The 20322-nt window shown below is 55.5% G+C and carries 17 protein-coding genes; 4 read left to right on the forward strand and 13 right to left on the reverse strand.

Translation table 11 applies throughout. The features are described from left to right. Positions 1–404 precede the first annotated feature (404 nt). The 4 genes from VAE55_RS07440 to VAE55_RS07455 all read right to left on the reverse strand — a co-directional run bounded on the left by VAE55_RS07440 (position 405) and on the right by VAE55_RS07455 (position 5472). On the reverse strand, positions 405–1583 hold the full coding sequence (locus VAE55_RS07440; RefSeq protein WP_322815160.1) for a radical SAM protein: 1179 nt from the start codon (positions 1581–1583) through the stop codon (positions 405–407). 176 nt (positions 1584–1759) lie between these two features. Next, positions 1760–3292 (reverse strand): aldehyde dehydrogenase family protein, encoded by a 1533-nt coding sequence (locus tag VAE55_RS07445; protein ID WP_322815161.1) that lies wholly within the window; start codon positions 3290–3292, stop codon positions 1760–1762. A gap of 78 nt (positions 3293–3370) precedes the next feature. Further along, complete coding sequence (gene add / locus VAE55_RS07450) at positions 3371–4411, reverse strand: adenosine deaminase (RefSeq protein WP_322815162.1); 1041 nt, start codon at positions 4409–4411, stop codon at positions 3371–3373. Beyond that, positions 4408–5472 (reverse strand): homoserine dehydrogenase, encoded by a 1065-nt coding sequence (locus VAE55_RS07455; RefSeq protein WP_322815163.1) that lies wholly within the window; start codon positions 5470–5472, stop codon positions 4408–4410. Before VAE55_RS07455 ends, add begins: the two co-directional genes overlap by 4 nt. Positions 5473–5626: 154 nt before the next feature. Between VAE55_RS07455 and VAE55_RS07460 the strand changes: the two genes are divergently transcribed. Beyond that, on the forward strand, positions 5627–7084 hold the full coding sequence (locus VAE55_RS07460; protein WP_322815164.1) for a leucyl aminopeptidase: 1458 nt from the start codon (positions 5627–5629) through the stop codon (positions 7082–7084). Between the two features lie 194 nt (positions 7085–7278). On the opposite strand, the gene VAE55_RS07465 is transcribed toward VAE55_RS07460, so the two are convergent. Beyond that, positions 7279–7539, reverse strand: a complete 261-nt coding sequence (locus VAE55_RS07465; RefSeq protein ID WP_322815165.1) for a hypothetical protein — start codon at positions 7537–7539, stop codon at positions 7279–7281. A gap of 9 nt (positions 7540–7548) precedes the next feature. After that, complete coding sequence (locus tag VAE55_RS07470; RefSeq protein ID WP_322815166.1) at positions 7549–10680, reverse strand: histidine kinase N-terminal 7TM domain-containing protein; 3132 nt, start codon at positions 10678–10680, stop codon at positions 7549–7551. A gap of 498 nt (positions 10681–11178) precedes the next feature. On the opposite strand from VAE55_RS07470, the gene VAE55_RS07475 reads away from it, so the two are divergent. Then, complete coding sequence (locus VAE55_RS07475; protein WP_322815167.1) at positions 11179–11715, forward strand: OsmC family protein; 537 nt, start codon at positions 11179–11181, stop codon at positions 11713–11715. A gap of 69 nt (positions 11716–11784) precedes the next feature. After that, the gene (locus VAE55_RS07480) at positions 11785–12612 is read left to right on the forward strand and encodes a cyclase family protein (RefSeq protein WP_322815168.1); all 828 of its coding nucleotides are present in this window, start codon (positions 11785–11787) and stop codon (positions 12610–12612) included. A gap of 66 nt (positions 12613–12678) precedes the next feature. Here VAE55_RS07480 and VAE55_RS07485 read toward each other — a convergent pair whose 3' ends face one another. Beyond that, positions 12679–13854, reverse strand: a complete 1176-nt coding sequence (locus VAE55_RS07485) for a CaiB/BaiF CoA-transferase family protein (protein ID WP_322815169.1) — start codon at positions 13852–13854, stop codon at positions 12679–12681. 125 nt (positions 13855–13979) lie between these two features. Between VAE55_RS07485 and VAE55_RS07490 the strand changes: the two genes are divergently transcribed. Beyond that, the gene (locus VAE55_RS07490; protein WP_322815170.1) at positions 13980–14879 is read left to right on the forward strand and encodes an NAD(P)-dependent oxidoreductase; all 900 of its coding nucleotides are present in this window, start codon (positions 13980–13982) and stop codon (positions 14877–14879) included. A gap of 92 nt (positions 14880–14971) precedes the next feature. Here the strand turns inward: VAE55_RS07490 and VAE55_RS07495 are convergent, their stop codons facing one another. The 6 genes from VAE55_RS07495 to VAE55_RS07520 all read right to left on the reverse strand — a co-directional run bounded on the left by VAE55_RS07495 (position 14972) and on the right by VAE55_RS07520 (position 20155). Next, a complete protein-coding gene (locus VAE55_RS07495) occupies positions 14972–15331 on the reverse strand; it encodes a hypothetical protein (RefSeq protein ID WP_322815171.1) in 360 nt (119 codons plus the stop codon). 164 nt (positions 15332–15495) lie between these two features. Beyond that, complete coding sequence (locus VAE55_RS07500) at positions 15496–16017, reverse strand: N-acetyltransferase (RefSeq protein ID WP_012259186.1); 522 nt, start codon at positions 16015–16017, stop codon at positions 15496–15498. Between the two features lie 49 nt (positions 16018–16066). Further along, entirely contained in the window at positions 16067–17452 is a 1386-nt protein-coding gene (gene argH / locus VAE55_RS07505) for an argininosuccinate lyase (RefSeq protein WP_322815172.1), read from the reverse strand. 12 nt (positions 17453–17464) lie between these two features. Then, entirely contained in the window at positions 17465–18217 is a 753-nt protein-coding gene (locus VAE55_RS07510; RefSeq protein WP_322815173.1) for a hypothetical protein, read from the reverse strand. 15 nt (positions 18218–18232) lie between these two features. Beyond that, positions 18233–19450, reverse strand: a complete 1218-nt coding sequence (argJ, locus tag VAE55_RS07515; protein WP_322815174.1) for a bifunctional glutamate N-acetyltransferase/amino-acid acetyltransferase ArgJ — start codon at positions 19448–19450, stop codon at positions 18233–18235. A gap of 6 nt (positions 19451–19456) precedes the next feature. Further along, a complete protein-coding gene (locus VAE55_RS07520) occupies positions 19457–20155 on the reverse strand; it encodes a histidine phosphatase family protein (protein ID WP_322815175.1) in 699 nt (232 codons plus the stop codon). Positions 20156–20322: the final 167 nt, after the last annotated feature.

Raw genomic sequence — 20322 nt, forward strand, 5'->3', positions numbered from 1 at the left:
CAGGGTTTGGCGTGCGGCAGCCATGCTGCCGCGCCAGCCGTGCTCACGATCCGGTGGGGATTGCAGCGGATTGCCGTGCCGGTACGTGCCCCTGAGGATGAGGATGGCCGAACGCGGGCCGGCAGTCTGTCCCACAGCGTGCTGGTGCCGGTGGTGCGCAGGGGCGGGTTCCGTAGGGGCGGGTTGAGAACCCGCCCCTACAGACGGTGCCTGTGCTATTCACCTGACCATCCACGGGATGCGGTGAACGAGAGAAGAGAATATCTGAATCGCATGTCGTGTATTGGATGTGTTCAGATGTGATCGCATTCCTCTACGCTCTCCTCTTTCGGGCGGCGCTATGCATTACCGTTCAGGTTCGGTGTCAAGGCAATGGTTGACCGGCCTGTCACCCGGCTGTTGCCTCAGTATACGAACTCCTCGATGTGGTATAGCACAACCTTCGTGCCCGCCGGAACGATTGCCCGCACACCTTGCTTAAGCTGTTCAAGCTGGGCCGCCAGCGCCGCTTCACTAAGTGGAGGGCTGTCAATCGCCTGCATCTGGGCAAGATAGGGGGTGTCGGGTGGGATCATCAGCGGTGACAGGTAGATAATATCTTCCGGGCCAGGGTGCATCGCAGCAATGGTGGCAAGCGAATGTTGCACATGATCGGCGGCCAGCCGCTCACCGCCGGCACCAACCAGCAGAATGATGCCAACGGCGATACCGGCAGCTTTGATCGTGCGCACGGCCTCGATAGCCTCTGCCGGTGAGCCGGGTTTGTTCAGCAAACGAAAGACTGTCTCATCACCACTCTCCAATCCCAGATAGATGCGGCGTACTCCGGCTGCCGCCAGTTCGCGATAGTCCGCCAATGTTTTGCGCTCGGCGCCAAAGATGTCGAGGAAGGCGTAGACACCTTTGAAATCGGCATCTGGCCCGATGGTGAACTCTTCATGCACCACCTGCAAGAGATCGCGCAGACGTAGCTGGGGGATGATCAGCGCATTGGCATCGCCGAGAAAGATGGCCTTGCGCAGACCCAGGCCGGCGCCAACGAATGTTTTCACCTGTTGGATGTGCTCACGAAATGATGCGGGCGTGTGAATGCGAAATGTCCGGTCACGATAGAAGGTACAGAAATGGCACCGGTTCCAGCTACATCCCTCTGTCGCCTGGAGCACAAGCGACCGGTATTGATCAGGCGGCAGAATGCTGATCGGTTTATAGACGGTCAGAAAGCATTCACGTTCGGCTTCCAAACGCTCTACATCCCAGTGCCGAATGAGATCAAACCAGGCTCGTGCCTCTGCTGCGGCTTGTGGTTCGAGGCGGTCGATCATGCGGTGGGCGTGATTGAGCAGATCGCCGAGAACGGCTCGCCGTTCGGCAGCAGATAGTTTGCGTCGTTCTTTGTGTCCGGGAGATACCACCCGCTTCAGCAGTACATCACCGCTCAGGCCACGGACATAGTTGGTTCCGTGGAGAAAGGCAACGATTGGTCGGCCCTCCCGATCAAATGAGATGATGGTTCGTAGTTCCTCAGAGAGGGTCAGGTACTGTGACTGTAGGGCAATTTTGATAGCAGATTTCGTTGGCATAACACACCGGCACCGGAAGTAGTCTGGTTTAGGTTGAAAAAGCCAACGGTCGCCCGGTCGGCAGCAGGTTGTACACGTCTCTGGTATGGCAGATAGTAAGTGCAGGAGAATGACTTCCGCACTTCAAGAGACGGCGATACGTACATTCCCGCAAAAAACATCTGCTGCGAAAACGCCTACTCTGGCAACAGGGTATCCCACCACAATCGGCCCTGCCGTCGCTGCATCAGATCGACGTGAATGTGCTTGACTTCGGTATACTCGTCCAGGCCGTAGCGCCCCATTTCGCGGCCAAAACCACTCTGGCGATAGCCACCAAACGGTGCCCGTGGGTTCAGGACGTGGTGTTCGTTGATCCAGACGGTACCGGCACGGATACGTCGCGCTACCGACAACGCATGCTGGAGATCGCGTGACCAGACTGAAGCGGCGAGGCCGTAGATGCTATCATTCGCGATCCGAATCGCCTCACCGGTCTCGTCGTAGGCAATGACGGACAGCACTGGGCCAAAGATCTCCTCACGGGCGATCCGCATTTCAGGGCGCACACCGGTAAAGATGGTCGGCTCGACATAATAACCATTGGCAAAGGCCTCGCCTATCGGTCTGCCACCACCGATAACGACCGTGGCTCCCTCTTCACGACCAACTGCGATGTAGTATTCCACCTTCTCGCGCTGCCGTTCGCTGATCAGCGGGCCGATGTCGGTCTCCAGATCCATGGGGTCACCGATCCGCATCCCGCGCACCCGTTCGACCAGCCGCTCGACCAGCGTATCGTGGAGGGCGTGCGGTACCAGCAAACGCGAACCGGCCTCGCACAATTGCCCGGAGTGGTAGAATGCTCCCCACAACACTCCATCGACGACCAGATCGAGGTCGGCATCGGGCAGGATCAGCATCGCATTCTTCCCGCCCAGTTCCAGGGTGACCCGTTTGATGTGCGGTGCTGCCAGCGCCATAATCTTTCGTCCGACTTCGGTACTGCCGGTGAAGGCAACTTTGTCAACCGCCGGGTGATTAACCAGATATTCCCCAACATCGCCGCCAGGCCCCAATACCAGATTGATAACCCCTTTCGGCAGCAGATTGAGATCGTGAATGGTCTGGAAGATTGCCAGCGTGCTTAGCGGTGCGAGTGAGGATGGTTTAAAGACGACCGTATTACCGGTTGCCAGAGCCGGGCCGAGCTTCCAGGCTGCCATACAAAAGGCGTAATTCCAGGGAATAATCTGGGCACACACCCCGATGGGTTCACGCCAGACAAAATTCCACGACACACTCGGCAGATCATTCCACGGGAGTGGCTCGTAAGGATGCTTGCGCGCCATTTCGGCACAACCGCGCAGAATTTCCAGGCCAAGGGTAATATCGTTGTAGGTTGTCTTGCGGATCGGTACCCCGGCATCACGCGACTCAATCTCGGCCAGCTCAAAGTTGCGTGCTTCGAGGGCATCGGTAATTGCGTGGAGAATTTCCGCACGTTGAGCCGGGGATGTATGCGGCCAGGGGCCGTGATCGAACGCGGCGCGGGCGGCGCGGACTGCCCGGTCAATATCACTGTGGGTAGCACTGGCACAGGTGGCAATGGGCTGGCTGGTGGCCGGATCATAGACAGTGAAGGTTTGGCCATTCTCTGCCGGTTGCCACGCACCATCAATGTACAGGTCATAGTGGGGTAACCCGGTCGGGGAGTGTTCGTGCGTCATTGCCAGACTCCTTTATCTGGTGGGGAGTGATTACATTGCTGCTTTGCGTCAATAGTGTAACACGCCGCGTTATAAAACTCAAGTGGTGCGTGAACATGCTTTGTGCAGCAAAGCAGCGCGGGTGGCTTCATCGATAAAGGCAGCGGACAGGGCATGAGCCTGCAATGTCCGTAGTTCTTCAGCAGTGAGACCAAGCCGGTCGCGAGCAATGCGATATTCGTGTGGCAGATCGATGGCGCTAATGCCGGGGTCATCGGTATTAAGCGTGACCAGCAGGCCACGGCGCAGTAGCTGTGGAAGCGGGTGGCTCTCGTAGCCGCTGACCGTCTGGGTTTGCACGTTACTGGTCGGGCATACCTCCAGGGCAATTCCACGTTCGGCGATCAGTTGCAAAACGGCCGGGTCTTCGACAGCCCGTACGCCGTGGCCGATACGTTCAGCACCCAGTTCCTCAATCGCTTGCCGAACACTCCAGGCGCCGGCAGCTTCACCGGCATGTACCGTGATGCGCAGACCAGCGGCGCGGGCATGGGCAAAGTGCTTCACAAACCGGGTACCGGGAAAATTTGCTTCATCGCCGGCGAGATCGATCCCGACTACACCTTCACTCATCAGCGCGATGGCTGCTTCCAATTCGCGCCAGCAGCTCTCTTCACCCATGTGACGTGACATAATCCCGATGATCTGTGCCTGAACCGGGTAGCGGGCCATACCGGCACGCACACCCCGGCAAACCGCCGCCAGCACGCGGGTCGGATCAAGACCGTAGCGTTCGCCCATGAATGCCGGCGAGCAGCGTAACTCGATGTAGTCGATCCCTTCATTGGCTGCATCTTCGACATTCTCTTCGGCAATGCGCACCACTACATCTTCATCAACGCAGATCAGCTTCAGAAGATCGAAACGCGCGATGAAATCCATTACTGAAGCTGCCACACCCTGAATCTGCGCGTATGGGCGTAATCCTTCGACGGTGTCGGCAGGGAGGCGAATACCATACGTGCGGGCAACGTCGAGGATAGTGGTGAGCCGCACATTGCCATCGAGATGGCGATGCAAGTCGATCAATGGCACATCACGGGCTATGGGAGCTGTGTCAGCTTGTGCTTGCAGGGTCATAACTCTCGTGCAGTAGCAATAATATCGCTCAACACACCGGCTGCGGTCACTTCTACGCCGGCGCCAGGGCCACGGACGACAAGCGGGCGATCAGCGTAGCGATTTGTCGTGAAACTGATCATATTATCCGGGCCGCGCAGACTGGCGAGCGGATGATCGGTGGGCAATTCGCGCAGGCCAACCTCAACCCCATTTTCAGGACTGATGCGGGTAATGTAGCGCAGCACCTTGCCGCTCGCTTTGGCAACTTGCAAGCGGTTCATCACCTCGTGTTCTGCTTCCTCAAGACGTTGGAGAAATTCGGTGACGCCGATCTCTTTCAGGGTCGCCGGGAAGAGTGGCTCGGCGGTTACAGCATCAGGCGGTAGCTGCATGCCACAGGTACGGGCCAGAATGAGCGCTTTACGGGCGACATCCGCACCGCTCAGATCGTCACGGGGGTCTGGTTCGGTGTAACCGAGCTGGTGGACCGTGCGTACTGCATCGGCGAAGCCAACCCCACGCTCAAGCTCACTCATGAGAAAGCCGAGGGTTCCACTCAAGGCCGCTTCGATAGCGCGTACCTCGTCGCCGCTATCGATCAGGCTTTGCAGCACACCAATGATTGGTAAGCCTGCGCCGACGGTTGCTTCGTAGCGGGTCGCGCCGCGTTCAGTCAGCGCGGCAAAGAGTTCATAACTTTCACACAACGGTCGTTTGTTGGCAAGCACTACCCGGTGTCCGGCAGAGATGGCAGCAGCCAGCGGTGCCGCGTGACTCCCCGCTGCCGTGACGTCAACAACGATAGCCATTGTCGCTGGTAAGAGTTCAATCCAGTGCAGATCGGTAATGGCGTGGGCAAGACTATCAATATGGTGACCCACCTCTTTGGCGGTAAGTATAGTCTGAATCTGATCATCGGTGAGTGCCGGATCGCCGGCCAGCGCGCCACGGCTATCAACCAGAGCAGTGTAGCGCAAGTTGATGCCATAGCGTCGGCGAATGACTGGTGCCACAGCCAGCATCTGACGGACAAGAGCCCGGCCAACACCACCAAGACCAAGTTGAATAATCGGTGTCATAGCATCCCCTGGTATCCGTCCAATGTGCGGCTATTGTACCACAGGGTATGCTGCTGTCTGGCAGCCTGATCGGTTGCACTGATTTGACGGTCTGCCGCGCTCGACGTACAATGAAGAACCGGAAAAGATGACTTGTCACCTATTTGAGGTTCCTATGCAGTGCGAAGTACAGACCGGTGATCTGTTGGGGGTTACAGCGGATCTGGCGGTGTTGCTCTACGCTGAGGATGAGTCGCTTCCATCAGCGGTTGCAGCGCTATGTGAGCCTGAAGATACCACCGGACGCTGGCAGAGTCAGACACTTATCTATCCACGAGGGGCATTGCCGGCCCGTCGGTTGTTGTTGATCGGGATGGGGAAGCGTTCGGCCATTACGGCTGACACAGTCCGTCAGGCGGCGGCGCTGGCTGTTCGCTATGCCCAGGATGCGAAGGTGGCAACATTTCATCTCGGTTACAACGGCAATCTACCACTGATGCCGGCAGTGTTCGGGCAGGCTTTTGCCGAAGGAAGTGTTCTGGGTGCGTATCGTTACACCCGCTACAAGAGTGATACCAAAGAGCAACCAATTCAGAAAGTCGTTTTACAGGCCGCTACCGATGCTGACGAAGCGGCAGCCGGAGTACGACGTGGTCAGATAATTGCTCAGGCCACAGTATTTGCCCGCGATCTAGCCAATGGCCCCGGTAATGACGTCACTCCAGCGTTCCTTGGCCAAACCGCTCTTGTATTGGGTGAGCGGTTTGGTTTGAAGACAATGGTGCTCGATAAGGCGCAGTTAATCCAACAGGGCTTTGGCGGCATCCTCGCCGTCGGTCAGGGTTCGGCCAATGAACCGCGCTTTATTGTGATGGAGTATGGTTCACCTGATCAAGGTCCACCGATCTGCCTGGTCGGCAAAGGAATTACCTTCGACACCGGTGGGATCAGTATCAAACCGGCAGAGAAGATGGACGACATGAAGATGGATATGAGCGGTGCGGCTGCGGTGTTCGGTGCGATGCAGGCCGTCGCCGAATTGCAACTGCCGCTCTATGTTGTCGGTATTGTCTGTGCTGCCGAGAATATGCCGAGCGCGACAGCGTATCGTCCTGGTGACATTATCCGTACCCTCAGCGGTAAGACGGTTGAAGTGCTGAATACGGATGCTGAAGGGCGGATCGTGCTGGCCGATGGTCTCTTCTACGCGCAGCGCTACCAACCCGCTGCGATTGTCGATCTAGCAACGCTCACCGGTGCGATTATGATCGCCCTTGGCCCCCACGCAATTGGGATGATGGGGAACAATCAAGAGCTGGCCAATCGGCTGATTGCTGCCGGTGAGGCAACCGCCGAGCGGGTCTGGCAATTGCCGCTTTGGGACGAGTATCGCGACGCGATGAAGAGCGAGATCGCCGATCTTAAGAATACCGGTGGCCGCTACGGTGGTGCGATTACCGCAGCCGGTTTTCTGGCCGCGTTTGTCGGTGATTATCCGTGGGCGCACCTCGATATTGCCGGTACGGCCTGGGTAGAAAAGCCGAACCGAACCTATCAGTCACGGGGTGCAACCGGGGTTGGTGTTCGGCTGTTGGTTGAGCTACTGCAAGGGTACGTGGGTCAGCAGTCATAGCCTGAATAACGGCGGGGCAGGTTGTACATCTGCCCCGCTGGGGCGGACTCCAGGGGTGACGCAGGCGTCGCCCCTGGTTCATTTCTGGCGGGTAACGTATGAAGTCGTAATGGTGGATATGACGTGGAGGCGAGCCAAATGTTCGCGTTTCCGGGAGCCAGGTGTAGCTATTAGCCTGGCTCCTCCAATCTCCATCACGAACGACGACGGGGCGACTTACGACCACGTTGCACCATAATCTGCCAGGCCTCATCGGGGTCAACCCTGGAACGTAGTCGTTGATCGCTGATCCGATTGGCTTGCCGGTCATTGAGTTCGGCAATCTCGCGTAACAGCTCTTCATCTTCAGGTGAAATATTGACCTGCTCACGCCAGTAACGCCACGCAATGATACCAATGCCTCCCAGAATCAGCGTGACCAGTACTGCGACAACGAGACCACCAATTTGTTCCATAGGCGCCTCTCAGCGTGCTTGGCTGATTGTCTGTCGGATCAGCGCAAAAAGCTGATGCCGAGTAAAGGGTTTATTCAATACCGGATACGGTGGTTCACTGCCATTGGCCATTACTCGCTGCAGATACCCTGACATCAAGATAACCCGTAACTGAGGAAATGAGGCTTGCAACTCATGAGCCAACGTAATGCCATCAGTGTGTGGTAATACCACATCAGTGATCAAAAGGTGTAATCCATCACCGTGTTGCAGGGCAAGCTCTATCGCCTCTTGAGCGTGCGTTGCCTCCAGCACTGTGTAGCCTTGTTCACGAAGCAAACGGGCAGTCATCTGACGCACATCAGGTTCATCTTCAACTAGTAGAATCGTCTCGTGACCAGTCTGCTTGATGAGTGGTAGCGTAGCATGCGCTGCATTTGGCTCATTGCTGATCGTCGCAGCAGGCATGGCTGGTAATGCGACGGTAAAACAACTCCCGACGCTGGGCTGACTATCGACGGTAAAAAAGCCACCGTGTTTGGTCACGATTCCGCTACAAATCGCCAATCCTAACCCACTGCCCTTACCCATTGGTTTGGTCGTGAAGTAGGGTTCAAAAATATGACTACGGATTGTTTCATCAATCCCTATTCCTGTATCACACACTGAAAGTAACACATATTTGCCGGCTTTTGCCTGACTAAATGCCGGAATGTCACCGGCGTCGATATATTGCATCGAGGTGCGAATGATTACTTCGCCACCATTGGGCATAGCATCTCGTGCATTAACCACCAGATTCATCAGTACTTGTTCAAATTGATGTGGGTCGATATTGATGATATCAATTGGTTCACACAATTCTAATCGTAAATGAATGTGTTCACCAATGATTCGCTTCAGCATGTTCATAGTATCGTTAATCTGGAGGTTGACATTGATCGGCTTTGGCTGGCTAGGCTGGCGGCGAGCAAACGTCAACAACTGGCGCACCAGCTCGCTGGCACGGGCCGTACTCTGCCGAATCGATTCAAGTTCGGGATAGATCGGATGATCTGGTGCAACCTCCAGCATGGCAAGCTCAACACTCCCAGTAATCACCGTGAGAATATTATTGAAGTCGTGCGCAATCCCACCGGCTAACTGACCGATAGCTTCCATTTTTTGCGCCTGTAACAGTTGTGTCTGAAGCCGGGCTTGTTCACGTTCGGCTTGTTTTCGTTCGGCAATCTCGTGTTGTGCGGCGGCATAAAGACTGGTATTATCAAGCACAAGCGCAGCCAGTTGGGTGAGCAGCATAGCATGCTGAATTTCGTCGGCGGTGAAAGGTACACCCTGTTGACTTCGTGCCAGGCCAAGCACACCTAGGCAGACATCTTTGACGATGATCGGAATGGTCATTGCCGGCCCAAAATGGAATGGTTCATAGTCAATAGCGTGTTCGGGCCAGTCTGTGTAATTCAGAATGATAGCCGGTTGCCGTGTCTGAAACGCACGCCAAGAAAGCGGCGCTGTTGATGCCGTTTTGTACTGTGATACGTGTGCCGATAACGGTGGTGTACAGGCACGAATAACCAGTGTCTGATCGTTCTCTACTAGGAGTAATTCCGCGTAACTGACATTAAGCAACTGATAGGCACTATCGGTAATGGCCTGTAACAGATCATCCATTTCTCGCCGATTAAACCAATCGAGTGTGAGACGATGCAGGGATGCCAGTTGGTCGCGTTGCCGGCGCAAACTCTCTTCGGCCTGTCGAATATTGGTAATATCGACATCCATACACACAATATCGCTGACGTTACCCTGAAAAAACAGCGGAAACATGGCCGAGTAGACCCAACGTACTTCACCATTCCTGGCCTGAATCTGCCATGTGCGCGGTGGTGGTGCCTGGCCGCTCTGCCAGATTTGTTGAATGAGATGCTCGAATTCGGCGATCTCGTCCTCTTTCAAGATCAGATCTTGCAAGCGGCGGCCACATGCTTCAGCAGCCGTGTACCCGTAAAATTGCTCGCACACTCGGTTCCATTCCAGAATGACCCCGTGCTGATCGAAACGCTGAATAGCGACCAGCGGTGTCTGTTCAATCATGTCAGTAAAGCGACGTAACGCCTCTTGCAGCTGTTGTTCTACCTTCTTGCGCTCAGTAATTTCGCGAAAGACCAGCAAGCGACCAAACGATTTACCGGTTTGATTATTGATCGGGCTGATCATAATATCAAAACACCGGTCAGCATGGTAGGGCCAATATAGTTCTATCCGCAGCGGCTCAGTTGTGTGAATGGCTTTCAACAGTGTTGGCCAGTTTAGAGCATTCCCCAATGGCTTATTTGTATGTTGCGATATGCTAAATAAGCGCTCGGCTGCCGGGTTGGCATCGACAATGCGTCCCTGTTGATCAAGGACGATCATCGCATCAGGCATTGCCTCAATCAGCCAGTTTCGGGCAACCGGTGCCAGATCTAGGAATTGATGCCGATACAAACCTATGAGGAGGAATGGGGCTGAAAGGAGCATTGAGATTGGTGTGAGATCAACACCGAGATGTGTTATTTGACTAAGATAAGTGAAGTTTGAGAGCATGGGAAAGACAAAACCTATACAGATCAAAAGCATCTGGCGCCGGAAAAGGGGGGAAGCTTGCCAGAATGCACTGGCGATCAGCGCCAGGCCAGTAATGAGACAGAGGTGTGAATAGCTGATGTGAAACCAGTACCACCGACCAGGGATTACTTTAAGTTCAGTCGGTGTTGTATTACTCAGTAGAAATTCGTGAAAAAAGAGGAAATGCCACTGGTTCGTCAGAACAATGGTAGTGGTTAGCAGCGGTATGACGAAGATCAGCCAGCGTGCACGCGAGCGACGCCACGGCTGAAAATCGAGGTAAGCAAAACTGAATAGCAACCAGATAGGTGGTAGAAAGATTGTTCCTATCTGCTGAACGATGCGCCAAAAGATTTTGCTCTCCAGTGTAGATGCTGCCAATTCCAACGCATCAGCACCGGCCCACACGGCAATTGCCGCCAGTATGGCGAGAAACTCTCTCCCCCCAGGTCTGTCGCGGCGTGACCAGATATAGATGGAGACGACTACGGTAGTCAGACAAACAAACCAGAGCAAACCAATGTATATAGAAATGTCGATGGCAACTGGCAGCATATTCGATAACCTCCGGTGCGCCGGAAATTGGATCTGAAATTGATAACGCACCTTCACTGTGCAGTGATATTGTAGCCGGAAAGTAAGGCGCGTGGAGTCATCATCGTGGTGTAATTCCTGGATAAGTTGTGTCGACGTTTTCAAACCACTACAGAGTAGAAGTCAGATCATCAGTCATTGACATGCCAGATGATCGTGCGCTGGCCGCTGCGCCGCACGCATGGTACCGGGCGCGATGAGTGTAGCGCTATGCTTCCGTGTACCCACCCACGTGGCAGGCGCATCACTGAGAGTAAAACGTGATCTCTTTATGAATTTGTAGCTTCTAAATTAAACATATCGAACGTCATTGTAGTCAATACTGTGACGACGATCATGTTCCACTTTTGAAACATGCATCTGATTGACAGCACCCCAGATCAAGACGATAATAATTCCAGTTTCCGCCTGGTTTAAGGTAAAAGTGAATGACCCGCCTGGAAGCGTTCGGAGGTAGCTATGGCTCCAATTTGGAGTTTGCGCGAGTTTTTGGCACGTAAGCGCGAGGCACTATCCGCATTCCGTTCACGTCTACGTGATCAGCCACCTTCACCGGTGAAGTTGCATGCTACCGTGACGGTCGCTGCCGGTACCGGTCTGCGTCCGGTGAGGGTGCGTGGTCATACGGTGATCAGTGATTCGGGACCAGCTCTCGGTGGGTATGATCTGGGGCCAAATGCTCCAGAGTTGCTGGTAGCAGCGATGGCCAGTTGTATCGCTCATTCGGCACTCGCGATTGCCGCCGACCGCGAACTGGCAATTGACGATCTTCAGGTAGAAGTCAGTGGTCAGATAGACTATCGTGGTGCGCTGGCCGTCAACGCCGATGCTTCGGTAGCCCCAACCGGCTTGCATTATACCATCAAGTATCGTGGTGAAGCCACCGATGCCGAGATGAGAGCACTGCAAGCCGATCTGGAACGTCTCTGTCCGGTGTTACTGGCGATCTTGCAACCCCAGCCGCTATCCGGTCAGATTCAGCGGCTTGAGGCATAGGGCATCAGGATAATGCTGTTCTGACTCTGATGATAGTTGGTTCGTTTGGCGAGCAAAAGGAGAGGTTGTATGTGTCCACCACGCTTTATCGAGTCGATCCAATCCCCTGAAATCAGTCGGCGCAATCTGCTCAAATTTGGCTTGGGAGCAGCGGTTGCTGCTGTTGCCGCACCGTTAACGGCGGAAGCGGCAACGGCGACGCGAGTCAGTTTCAGGAATGTAGCTGATTTAACCCATTTGCTGGGTACGCAGTTTCCGCTGTTTCCCGGTGCGGCACCGTTTCAGATTACTCCTGTGGTTTTTCACCAGCGCGATGGCTATTATGGCAGTATTTTGAATTATTGGGAGCATTCCGGTACACATATGGATGCACCGGTTCATTTTGCTCCCAATGGTTTGTTTGTCGATCAGATTCCGGTCAGTTCGCTGGTAGTGCCGGCAGTGGTGATTAACATTAGTGAGCGAGCGGCCCGCGATCCCGATACGGTCGTTACCCCAGACGACATTCGGGCGTGGGAGCGGCGCTACGGCCGGATACCCAACAATGCCGCTGTATTGATGGCAAGTGGTTGGGGGGCACGCGCCCATTCGGTTGAACTCTTCCGCAATACCGACTCGAGTGGTGTGATGCACTTCCCCGGTTTCGGGAAGGATGCCATTGACTTTCTGCTTACCGAGCGGAGCATCAGCGGGATTGGGGTTGATACTTTGAGCCTCGATCACGGTCCTTCGACGACCTTTGCCGTACATTATACGTTGTTGCCAACGAACCGCTGGGGCCTGGAGAATCTGGCGAATCTGGAGTCGATCCCACCGAGTGGAGCAATCCTGGTGGTTGGGGCACCGAAGATCGCTGCCGGCTCCGGTGGACCGAGTCGGGTGTTCGCGCTGTGGTAATGAGGTGAACATGCGCGCATAGCCGGGCGGTAGCACAGGCTTCGATCTGTGCTACCGCGTTCTTCCCTATACAACCCCCTGATCGTGGAAGTGGCGAATCTGATCGGTCGAATAGCCCAACTCTGCCAACACCGCGTCGGTATCTGCGCCGAGTACGGGTGGAGCAGAGCGGATGGTTGCAGGAGTGGTACTGAATACCGGCGCCGGACCAACCATCCGGATGCCGTCAATACTGCGAATCATGCCTCTAGCCTTGGCCTGTCGGCTAGCCAGGGCTGTTGGAATGTCGTTAACCGGGCCACATGGAACTTGCGCTGCCTGCAACCGCTCGATCCAGTATGCCACCGACTCGCTAGCAATGACCTCAGCAATCGCCGTAATGATCTGTTCGCGGTTCGTTACTCTGGCCGGGTTGGTTGCGAATCGTTCATCGGTGGCCCATTCGGGGCGGTTAAGTGCCTGACAGAAACGGGTAAATTGCTGATCATTTCCAACCGCCACCATAATATACCCATCAGTAGCCGCAAATGGTTGATAGGGAACAATCGTGGCGTGCGCATTTCCGTAGCGACGTGGTGGCTTGCCGGAAACCAGGTAAGCTGATGCTACGTTTGCCAGCCAACTGAGTTGCACGTCAAAGAGGGCCAGATCGATATACTGCCCTTCGCCACTGTGGGTGCGGTAGTGTAATGCCGCCAGAATGCTGGTTGCTGCGTACAGGCCGGTAGTAATGTCCGCAACGGCAACGCCGGTCTTCATCGGTGGGCCATCCGGTTCACCGGTGATACTCATCAACCCGCCTTCGGCCTGAATCACCGTATCGTAACCGGGACGGTTGGCATCAGGACCGTACTGACCGTAGCCGGTAATGCTACAGTAAATGAGTCGCGGATTGATTGGACGCAGATCGTTGTATCCCAATCCCATGCGGGTCATTGTTCCAGGCAAAAAATTCTCAATCAGCACGTCGGCACGGCTGGCGAGTTCACGAGCAATCGCCTGGCCGGTAGGATGTTTGAGATTGAGCGTGATGCTCTGTTTGTTCCGGTTGACGGCAATGAAATACGCGCTCAGGCCATTATCGGCGAAGGGTGGTCCCCACCGGCGGGTTTCATCACCGATACCCGGTTGTTCAATCTTGATCACCCGCGCACCCATATCGGCGAGAACCATTGTGGCGTATGGGCCGGCTAAAACTCGACTGAAATCAAGAATCAGAAGATCGGCAAGTGCAGTTGGCATAGGCGAGCACCTTTAGCACTGTGAGCGGTACGGCGAGTGTGGCATTGCGTTGTGATTGCAATACCGGCAGGTATGATACCATTCTTTGCATTACCGATGTTCTCTGCAAAGTTGAGGAGTGACGTATGAGTGAACGCATTGGCTTCATTGGGCTGGGGATCATGGGGCGTGGCATGGCAGCCAACATTCTACAGGCCGGTTTCTCGCTAACGGTGTGGAACCGCACGCCGGGGCGGGCCGATGCTCTGGTTGCTGCCGGTGCTCAGTTAGCAACCTCGCCGGCCGATCTGGCGGCCCGTAGTGATATTGTGATCAGTTGTGTGAGTGATACCCCCGATGTAGAAGCCGTTCTGTTTGGCCCGCAAGGGGTGATCGAAGGTGCATGCGCGGGGATGTTGGTCATTGATATGAGTACCATCAGCCCGCAAGGCGCACAGCAGTTTGCCGCTCGCCTGCACGATCACGGGATTGGCTTTCTCGATGCGCCGGTGAGCGGTGGCAGTGAAGGAGCCGCACGCGGAACGCTCAGTATTATGGTTGGTGGACCGGCCCCGCTAGTGGAACGGGCGATGCCGGTCTTTCAGGCGATGGGTAAAACGATCACACACGTCGGCGATTACGGTGCCGGCCAGACAGTCAAACTGGTGAATCAAATTCTGGTGGTGGGAACGATGCTGGCCATCAGCGAAGCACTGGTCTTCGCTCAGGCCAGCGGCGTCGATTTAGAGAAGACGCTAGAGGCGGTGAGTGGTGGTGCCGCCGGAAGCTGGATGCTCTCGAACCGTGGCCCACAGGTCATTCGACGCGACTGGCGTCCTGGATTTACCATCGATCTCCAGCAAAAAGATTTACGGTTGGTGCTCGCCGCTGCCGATGCAGTCGGCGCACCGATGCTGGCCACTTCGACCGTGTTTCATCTCTACCGCACCCTGCAACAGGCCGGTTTGGGCCATGAGGGGAATCACGCTCTGATCAAAGCAATAGAGCGTTTGGCCGGGATCGAGGTGGGGCAGCGGAGTGAGTGAGAGGTCGGATACCGTTTGCAATACCACTGGTTGTCGCCACCGGTGTGGGGTATTAATGGGCGGACTGTCGATCCGCCCATCACCTTGCTCGTCTACTTAATCTTGATCCGCTCACCACTCCACTGTTCCCACAGCCAGACCAGCAAATACAGCCCACAGATACTAAGCATCACCACATTTGCGAACACCGCACCATTGATGATCAGGCCGGTCTGACCGATAATTCGTACCAGGTTCCCGATTGGTGCCAGCACACCGAGCAGCCCTACCAGTGCAGCCAGCCATTCAAAACGGCGAGAGTTACTGGAGCGCTCAATTGCTATTCCCAGACCGAGCAGAACCAGGCCAAACAGGGCAGGAATGGTTGAGGTGATGGCAGCAGTAGCGAAAACACCGCCGATGCCAAGAACAATAAGCAGGATCGCAGCAGCAATGGTGCTATTAACAGACATATCATTACTCCGTCTATAGGTTAAACCATCACTGATTGATACGGAGTAATTGTCATGTTGGATGCGAAAGCAATGTATATATGGCTGTTCTTAAACATATACATATTCGTTTATGAAGAGAACGTTGATAAAACAGTATTCTATACATTGCCCAATGACGCATCCTACGGTAATTGCCGGATCATTGCCACTTCATCACAGCGATCCTGCTTGAAGCAGGTGGCGCAATCTTGCCAGATTTTATGCGGGAGGCGTAATTTTGGAATCTCACGAAATCCCAATGAGCTAAAGAAACCTACCTGCAATGTCAGCGTAAAGAGTGTTGGGATGCCAAGTTCCAATGCTTCGGTAAAAAGCGGTTCAATCAGACGGCGACCAATGCCACGGCCCTGAAACGACGGATGAACGGCAACACTTACCACTTCGGCCAGATCGGCCCAGGTGATGTGCAGCGCTGCACAACCGATCACCTCACCATCGGCTTCGGCAACATTGAAATTCCGCACCCGATTGTAGAGTTGATCGAGGGTTTTGGGCAGCATATCGCCACGGGCGGCGTAGTAGTTGATAATCTCGTAGAGCCGTGGCACATCACCGACCCGTGCCCGGCGAATTGTGACGGCAGCGTCAGGGCGAATGTGAAGTACCGGCAGGCTTACCGGTGGTGCGTAGAGTGGACTGGTCATAGGTGTACTGTTTTCCTCTTCAATGATACAACATGCTGATACCGAACGACTATTCATCATTCAACAAACTGTCACGCCAGCGAGCACACTGTTCGCGAACCCGCTGCGGTGCAGTCCCGCCGTAACTGGCTTTTTGCGTGACACTGCGTTGCATGTCGAACACATCATAAATGCTCGCATCGAGCGATGGCTCGACGGCCTGGTAATCCGCAAGGGGAAGCTGCCGCAGGCTTACCCCGCGAGCTAGTGCGCGCTGTACCAATTGGCCGACCTTGCTGTGCGCAACGCGGAACGGTACGCCACGCCGCACCAGCTCATCGGCCAGATCGGTGGCCAGCATGGCATCGTCGAGCGCTGCTGCCATGCGCTCAGGCCGTACCGTCATGGTCGTAATGGCCGCTGCGGCTACCTGCAAGCTCAAATCGAGCGTATCAAAACTGTCAAAGAGCGGTTCTTTGTCTTCTTGCATATCTTTGTTGTAGGTCAGTGGCAACCCTTTCAGAACCGTCAGCAAGGCGACAAGGTTGCCCAGCAGACGACCACTTTTGCCGCGCAGCAATTCCATACTATCGGGATTCTTCTTTTGCGGCATCAGACTTGAGCCGGTACTGTAGGCATCAGTCAGTTCGAGGAAGCCAAATTCAGCACTGGCGTAGAGGATCACATCTTCGGCCAATCGGCTCAGATGGACGCCGATCAAGGCACAGGCAAAGAGCACTTCGGCAACAAAATCACGATCACTGACTGCATCGAGTGAATTGGCGGACAGCTCATCAAATTCATCGAGCAACTCGGTCAGGCGCTCGCGTTCGACGCCGAGTGAATTACCGGCCAACGCTCCGGCACCGAGAGGCAGTACACGCATCCGGCGGATGGCATCGTTCAGACGACTCCGGTCACGGGCAAACATCTCAACATACGCTAGACACCAGTGCCCAAAGGTGATCGGTTGTGCCCGCTGAAGATGGGTATAACCCGGCATCACCGTGGCAGTGTGTTGTTCGGCCTGGGCCAGCAGAGCAAGTTGCAGATCGCGCAGACGCCGATCAAGCTGACGCGCAATCCCGATAGTGTAGAGGCGCATATCGGTTGCCACCTGATCGTTGCGTGAGCGCCCGGTGTGTAGCTTGAGTGCTGCATCGCCGATTAACTCGCGCAGGCGCCGTTCAACAGCGGTGTGAATGTCTTCGTCACCTGCTGCGGCCACGAAGCTCCCGTTCGCGAATTCGGCCCGCACCAGTTCCAGCCCGCGCACGAGATCGGCGTGTTCGGTTTCATTAATCAGACCGGCCTGCAACAGGGCACCGGCCCACGCGATACTGCCGGCAATATCGACCTCGGCCAAACGGATATCAAAATGGAAGGAGTCGTTGAAGCGACGCATCTCCGCCGCTGTCGGTTCACTGAAACGTCCACCCCAAAGTCGGTGTTCCATCTCTTTACTCCTCTATCGCAATGACAACGGTGCACTGGCCGCCGTCTGATGATGTTCGATATTCAGACCACAACGGATCAGCAATTGCCAGTAGTTGCCGACAAGCGTACCGGCCAGACGGCCAATCTCTTCAAGTTCGTGAGCTGTAATCAGCGCCATTGCCAGAATCGGCCAGTCACGGGGCTGGAGGGAGAAAGTGAAACTCTCGCCCAGGTATGCCGGCTGGCAGTGGGTTGGCCAGCACCGGTTAATCAGGCAGAGCGCCGTATGCATCTCTGTCAGGATGGTCGGTACCAGCATCCTTCCCACCTGCTCCTCACGACGGACGGTGGCAGCCCGTAGTTCACTGTAGCGCGGGAAGACCAGTTGCGGCAGATAGGGCAGAATACTGCGGTAGAAGGCAGGTTCTGGTACCATCTTGGCCTGCGCTAACCAATCCTGTACGCGCTCAGCATTGCCAACCAGCGGCTGTAACAGGGCCAGCCAGCTCAACCACTGTGGCCAGCGCAAATCAGGTTCCCGCAACAGGCTCTCTAGGGCAGCCAGCGCAATCGTGTGGATCGTCACCGGTATCCCTTGCAGCATAAAGCTTTGCTGCGTATATTGAAGGGCGTTATCGGCTACTACCAGCAGCTCCAGCGGATCGAAATCGGTGAGCAGTGCTTCCGGAGCAAGCATTCCACCTACCACGAGTGTAGCGTCCGCTAGCCTGGCAAAGCGCTCACACAACTCACGGGCAATCGATTGGCGGGTGGTGTACTCCATACCGTCACTCCGCGCTCACGTGCGGTATTCGGCATTAATCCGCACGTAGTCATAGCTAAAATCGCACGTCCACACGGTTGCCTGCCCATCACCGAGGCCGAGGTCAGCGTCGATGGTAATTTCAGGGACATCGAGCAACTGATGCGCTGCCTTCTCATCAAAGGGCAATGGCAGGCCATGTTCCAACACGCGCATCCCCCCAAACGATAGCACCACCCGGTCGGGGTCTACGGTCGCCCCCGAATAGCCAATCGCGCACAAGACACGCCCCCAGTTGGGATCGGCGCCGAACAGTGCCGTCTTGACCAGCGGTGAGCGGGCAATAGTCATCGCAGCCACCTTTGCTTCGGTATCGTTCACCGCACCTCGCACCGTGATAGTAATAAAACGAGTGGCCCCTTCGCCATCACGCACAATCGCGTGGGCAAGATGCTGACACACGGCGACCAGACCGGCATAGAAGGCTGCACCGGCAGGGGAGGCGAGGTCAGTAATGGGTGACGCCGGGCTGGCACCGTTTGCCATAACGAGCAGCGTATCGTTGGTGCTGGTATCGCCATCAATACTGATGCTGTTGAAGCTAACCTCTAACGCCCGACGGAGCGCCTGGTCGAGTACCGCCCGTGGTACGGTCGCATCGGTTGTTACCACGGCCAACATTGTCGCCATATTGGGATGGATCATCCCGGCTCCCTTAGCCATCCCACCAATGGTGATCACCTGACCATCAGGGAGCGTGATTGCCACTGCGCAATACTTGGGGTGGGTATCGGTGGTCATGATCGCCCGCGCAGCCGCCGGGCCGTGATCCTGGCTCAAGTGGGAAGCAGCGATGGCGATCCCGCGCACAATCTTCTCGACCGGCATAGGCACGCCAATCGTTCCGGTAGACATAACAAAAACACTTTGAGGCGGTAAATCCAGCGTCTGTTCGACCGCCTGTGCCATTGCAGCGGCAGCAGCATCGCCATCACGCCCGGTACAGGCATTGGCATTACCGGCATTAATTACAACTGCGCGTAAATCATGGCCTTGCGCCATCAGTGCCATATCGTAGCGAACCGGTGCAGCCTTAACTGCATTCGTAGTGAAGACCGCCGCTGCCGTCGCCGGATAATCACTCACCAGCAGCGCCAGATCGTCGCGATTAGCGTATTTGATCCCACACGCTGCCACCCCGGCCTGCCAGCCACGTGGACTGGTCACATGACCATCGGCGAGAAACGTTACCATACCTGATCACTCCTCGGTCGGTACCGGTGAAGCGGGATGGGTATCTTCCCAGCGTACCGACTCCACAGCACCAATTCCCTGCAAATGGGCGATGTCGTTGTACGAATTGAGCCGCCAGAGCTGTTGATGCCGTCGATTCACGCACTCCCACCAGGTAATGCTGGTATTGCGGGTGTGAAAATCGATGGGCGGCACCACCAGACTCGGCATGTGGAAGAAGTGAATAAACGAACAGTCGATCACCCCACCATGACAGACAACCACAATCGTTTTACCCTCATATTTGGTGGTAATACGGGTCAGCGCTCGGCTCACCCGCAACGTGAAATCCCCCCAGCTTTCACCACCGGGGGCAATCGGACGCAACGGATACCGATCAAAATCCGGTACTCCAAACAATCCCCAGGCTTCCTGGTTCGTCATTCCATCGGCTTCACCAACCCGCAACTCCTGCACTTCATCATCAAAGATGATGGGCAGCCCCAGGGCAGGCTGGATAATCTCGGCAGTCTGGCGGGCACGCGGCAAGGTGGATGAAATCAACACATCGGCTTTGATCTCACCACTGGTTGCTAGCCGGTCGCGCAGTCGTTTGGCCTGCGCGATCCCACGCTCGGTAAGACCGGCATCACCGCGCATGCCGGCAACAATTGGTTGAACATTAGCGACCGACTCACCGTGACGGATCAGGTATAAGTGTGTCATAGTCCCCTTCGCTTTGTAATGGCGAATACATAGAAGAAGCCAGCCTGCGCGCCGGCAAGCTGGCCTGAGAACATTTCTTCCAGAAGTGCAGGCGCGGCTAGCCAGTGCGTGAGACTGGCTGACGACGGTGACGACGACGGTCATAAAATAAAGCCGTGCGGCTATGA

This window comes from Chloroflexus sp. (assembly GCF_034432675.1).
Lineage (GTDB): Bacteria > Chloroflexota > Chloroflexia > Chloroflexales > Chloroflexaceae > Chloroflexus.

Excerpts from the sequence above, each read along its gene's own strand:
- VAE55_RS07440 (WP_322815160.1), bottom strand. The coding sequence starts at position 1,583 with ATGCCAACGAAATCTGCTATCAAAATTGCCCTACAGTCACAGTACCTG.
- VAE55_RS07445 (WP_322815161.1), bottom strand. The coding sequence starts at position 3,292 with ATGACGCACGAACACTCCCCGACCGGGTTACCCCACTATGACCTGTAC.
- add (WP_322815162.1), bottom strand. The coding sequence starts at position 4,411 with ATGACCCTGCAAGCACAAGCTGACACAGCTCCCATAGCCCGTGATGTG.
- VAE55_RS07455 (WP_322815163.1), bottom strand. The coding sequence starts at position 5,472 with ATGACACCGATTATTCAACTTGGTCTTGGTGGTGTTGGCCGGGCTCTT.
- VAE55_RS07460 (WP_322815164.1), top strand. The coding sequence starts at position 5,627 with ATGCAGTGCGAAGTACAGACCGGTGATCTGTTGGGGGTTACAGCGGAT.
- VAE55_RS07465 (WP_322815165.1), bottom strand. The coding sequence starts at position 7,539 with ATGGAACAAATTGGTGGTCTCGTTGTCGCAGTACTGGTCACGCTGATT.
- VAE55_RS07470 (WP_322815166.1), bottom strand. The coding sequence starts at position 10,680 with ATGCTGCCAGTTGCCATCGACATTTCTATATACATTGGTTTGCTCTGG.
- VAE55_RS07475 (WP_322815167.1), top strand. The coding sequence starts at position 11,179 with ATGGCTCCAATTTGGAGTTTGCGCGAGTTTTTGGCACGTAAGCGCGAG.
- VAE55_RS07480 (WP_322815168.1), top strand. The coding sequence starts at position 11,785 with ATGTGTCCACCACGCTTTATCGAGTCGATCCAATCCCCTGAAATCAGT.
- VAE55_RS07485 (WP_322815169.1), bottom strand. The coding sequence starts at position 13,854 with ATGCCAACTGCACTTGCCGATCTTCTGATTCTTGATTTCAGTCGAGTT.
- VAE55_RS07490 (WP_322815170.1), top strand. The coding sequence starts at position 13,980 with ATGAGTGAACGCATTGGCTTCATTGGGCTGGGGATCATGGGGCGTGGC.
- VAE55_RS07495 (WP_322815171.1), bottom strand. The coding sequence starts at position 15,331 with ATGTCTGTTAATAGCACCATTGCTGCTGCGATCCTGCTTATTGTTCTT.
- VAE55_RS07500 (WP_012259186.1), bottom strand. The coding sequence starts at position 16,017 with ATGACCAGTCCACTCTACGCACCACCGGTAAGCCTGCCGGTACTTCAC.
- argH (WP_322815172.1), bottom strand. The coding sequence starts at position 17,452 with ATGGAACACCGACTTTGGGGTGGACGTTTCAGTGAACCGACAGCGGCG.
- VAE55_RS07510 (WP_322815173.1), bottom strand. The coding sequence starts at position 18,217 with ATGGAGTACACCACCCGCCAATCGATTGCCCGTGAGTTGTGTGAGCGC.
- argJ (WP_322815174.1), bottom strand. The coding sequence starts at position 19,450 with ATGGTAACGTTTCTCGCCGATGGTCATGTGACCAGTCCACGTGGCTGG.
- VAE55_RS07520 (WP_322815175.1), bottom strand. The coding sequence starts at position 20,155 with ATGACACACTTATACCTGATCCGTCACGGTGAGTCGGTCGCTAATGTT.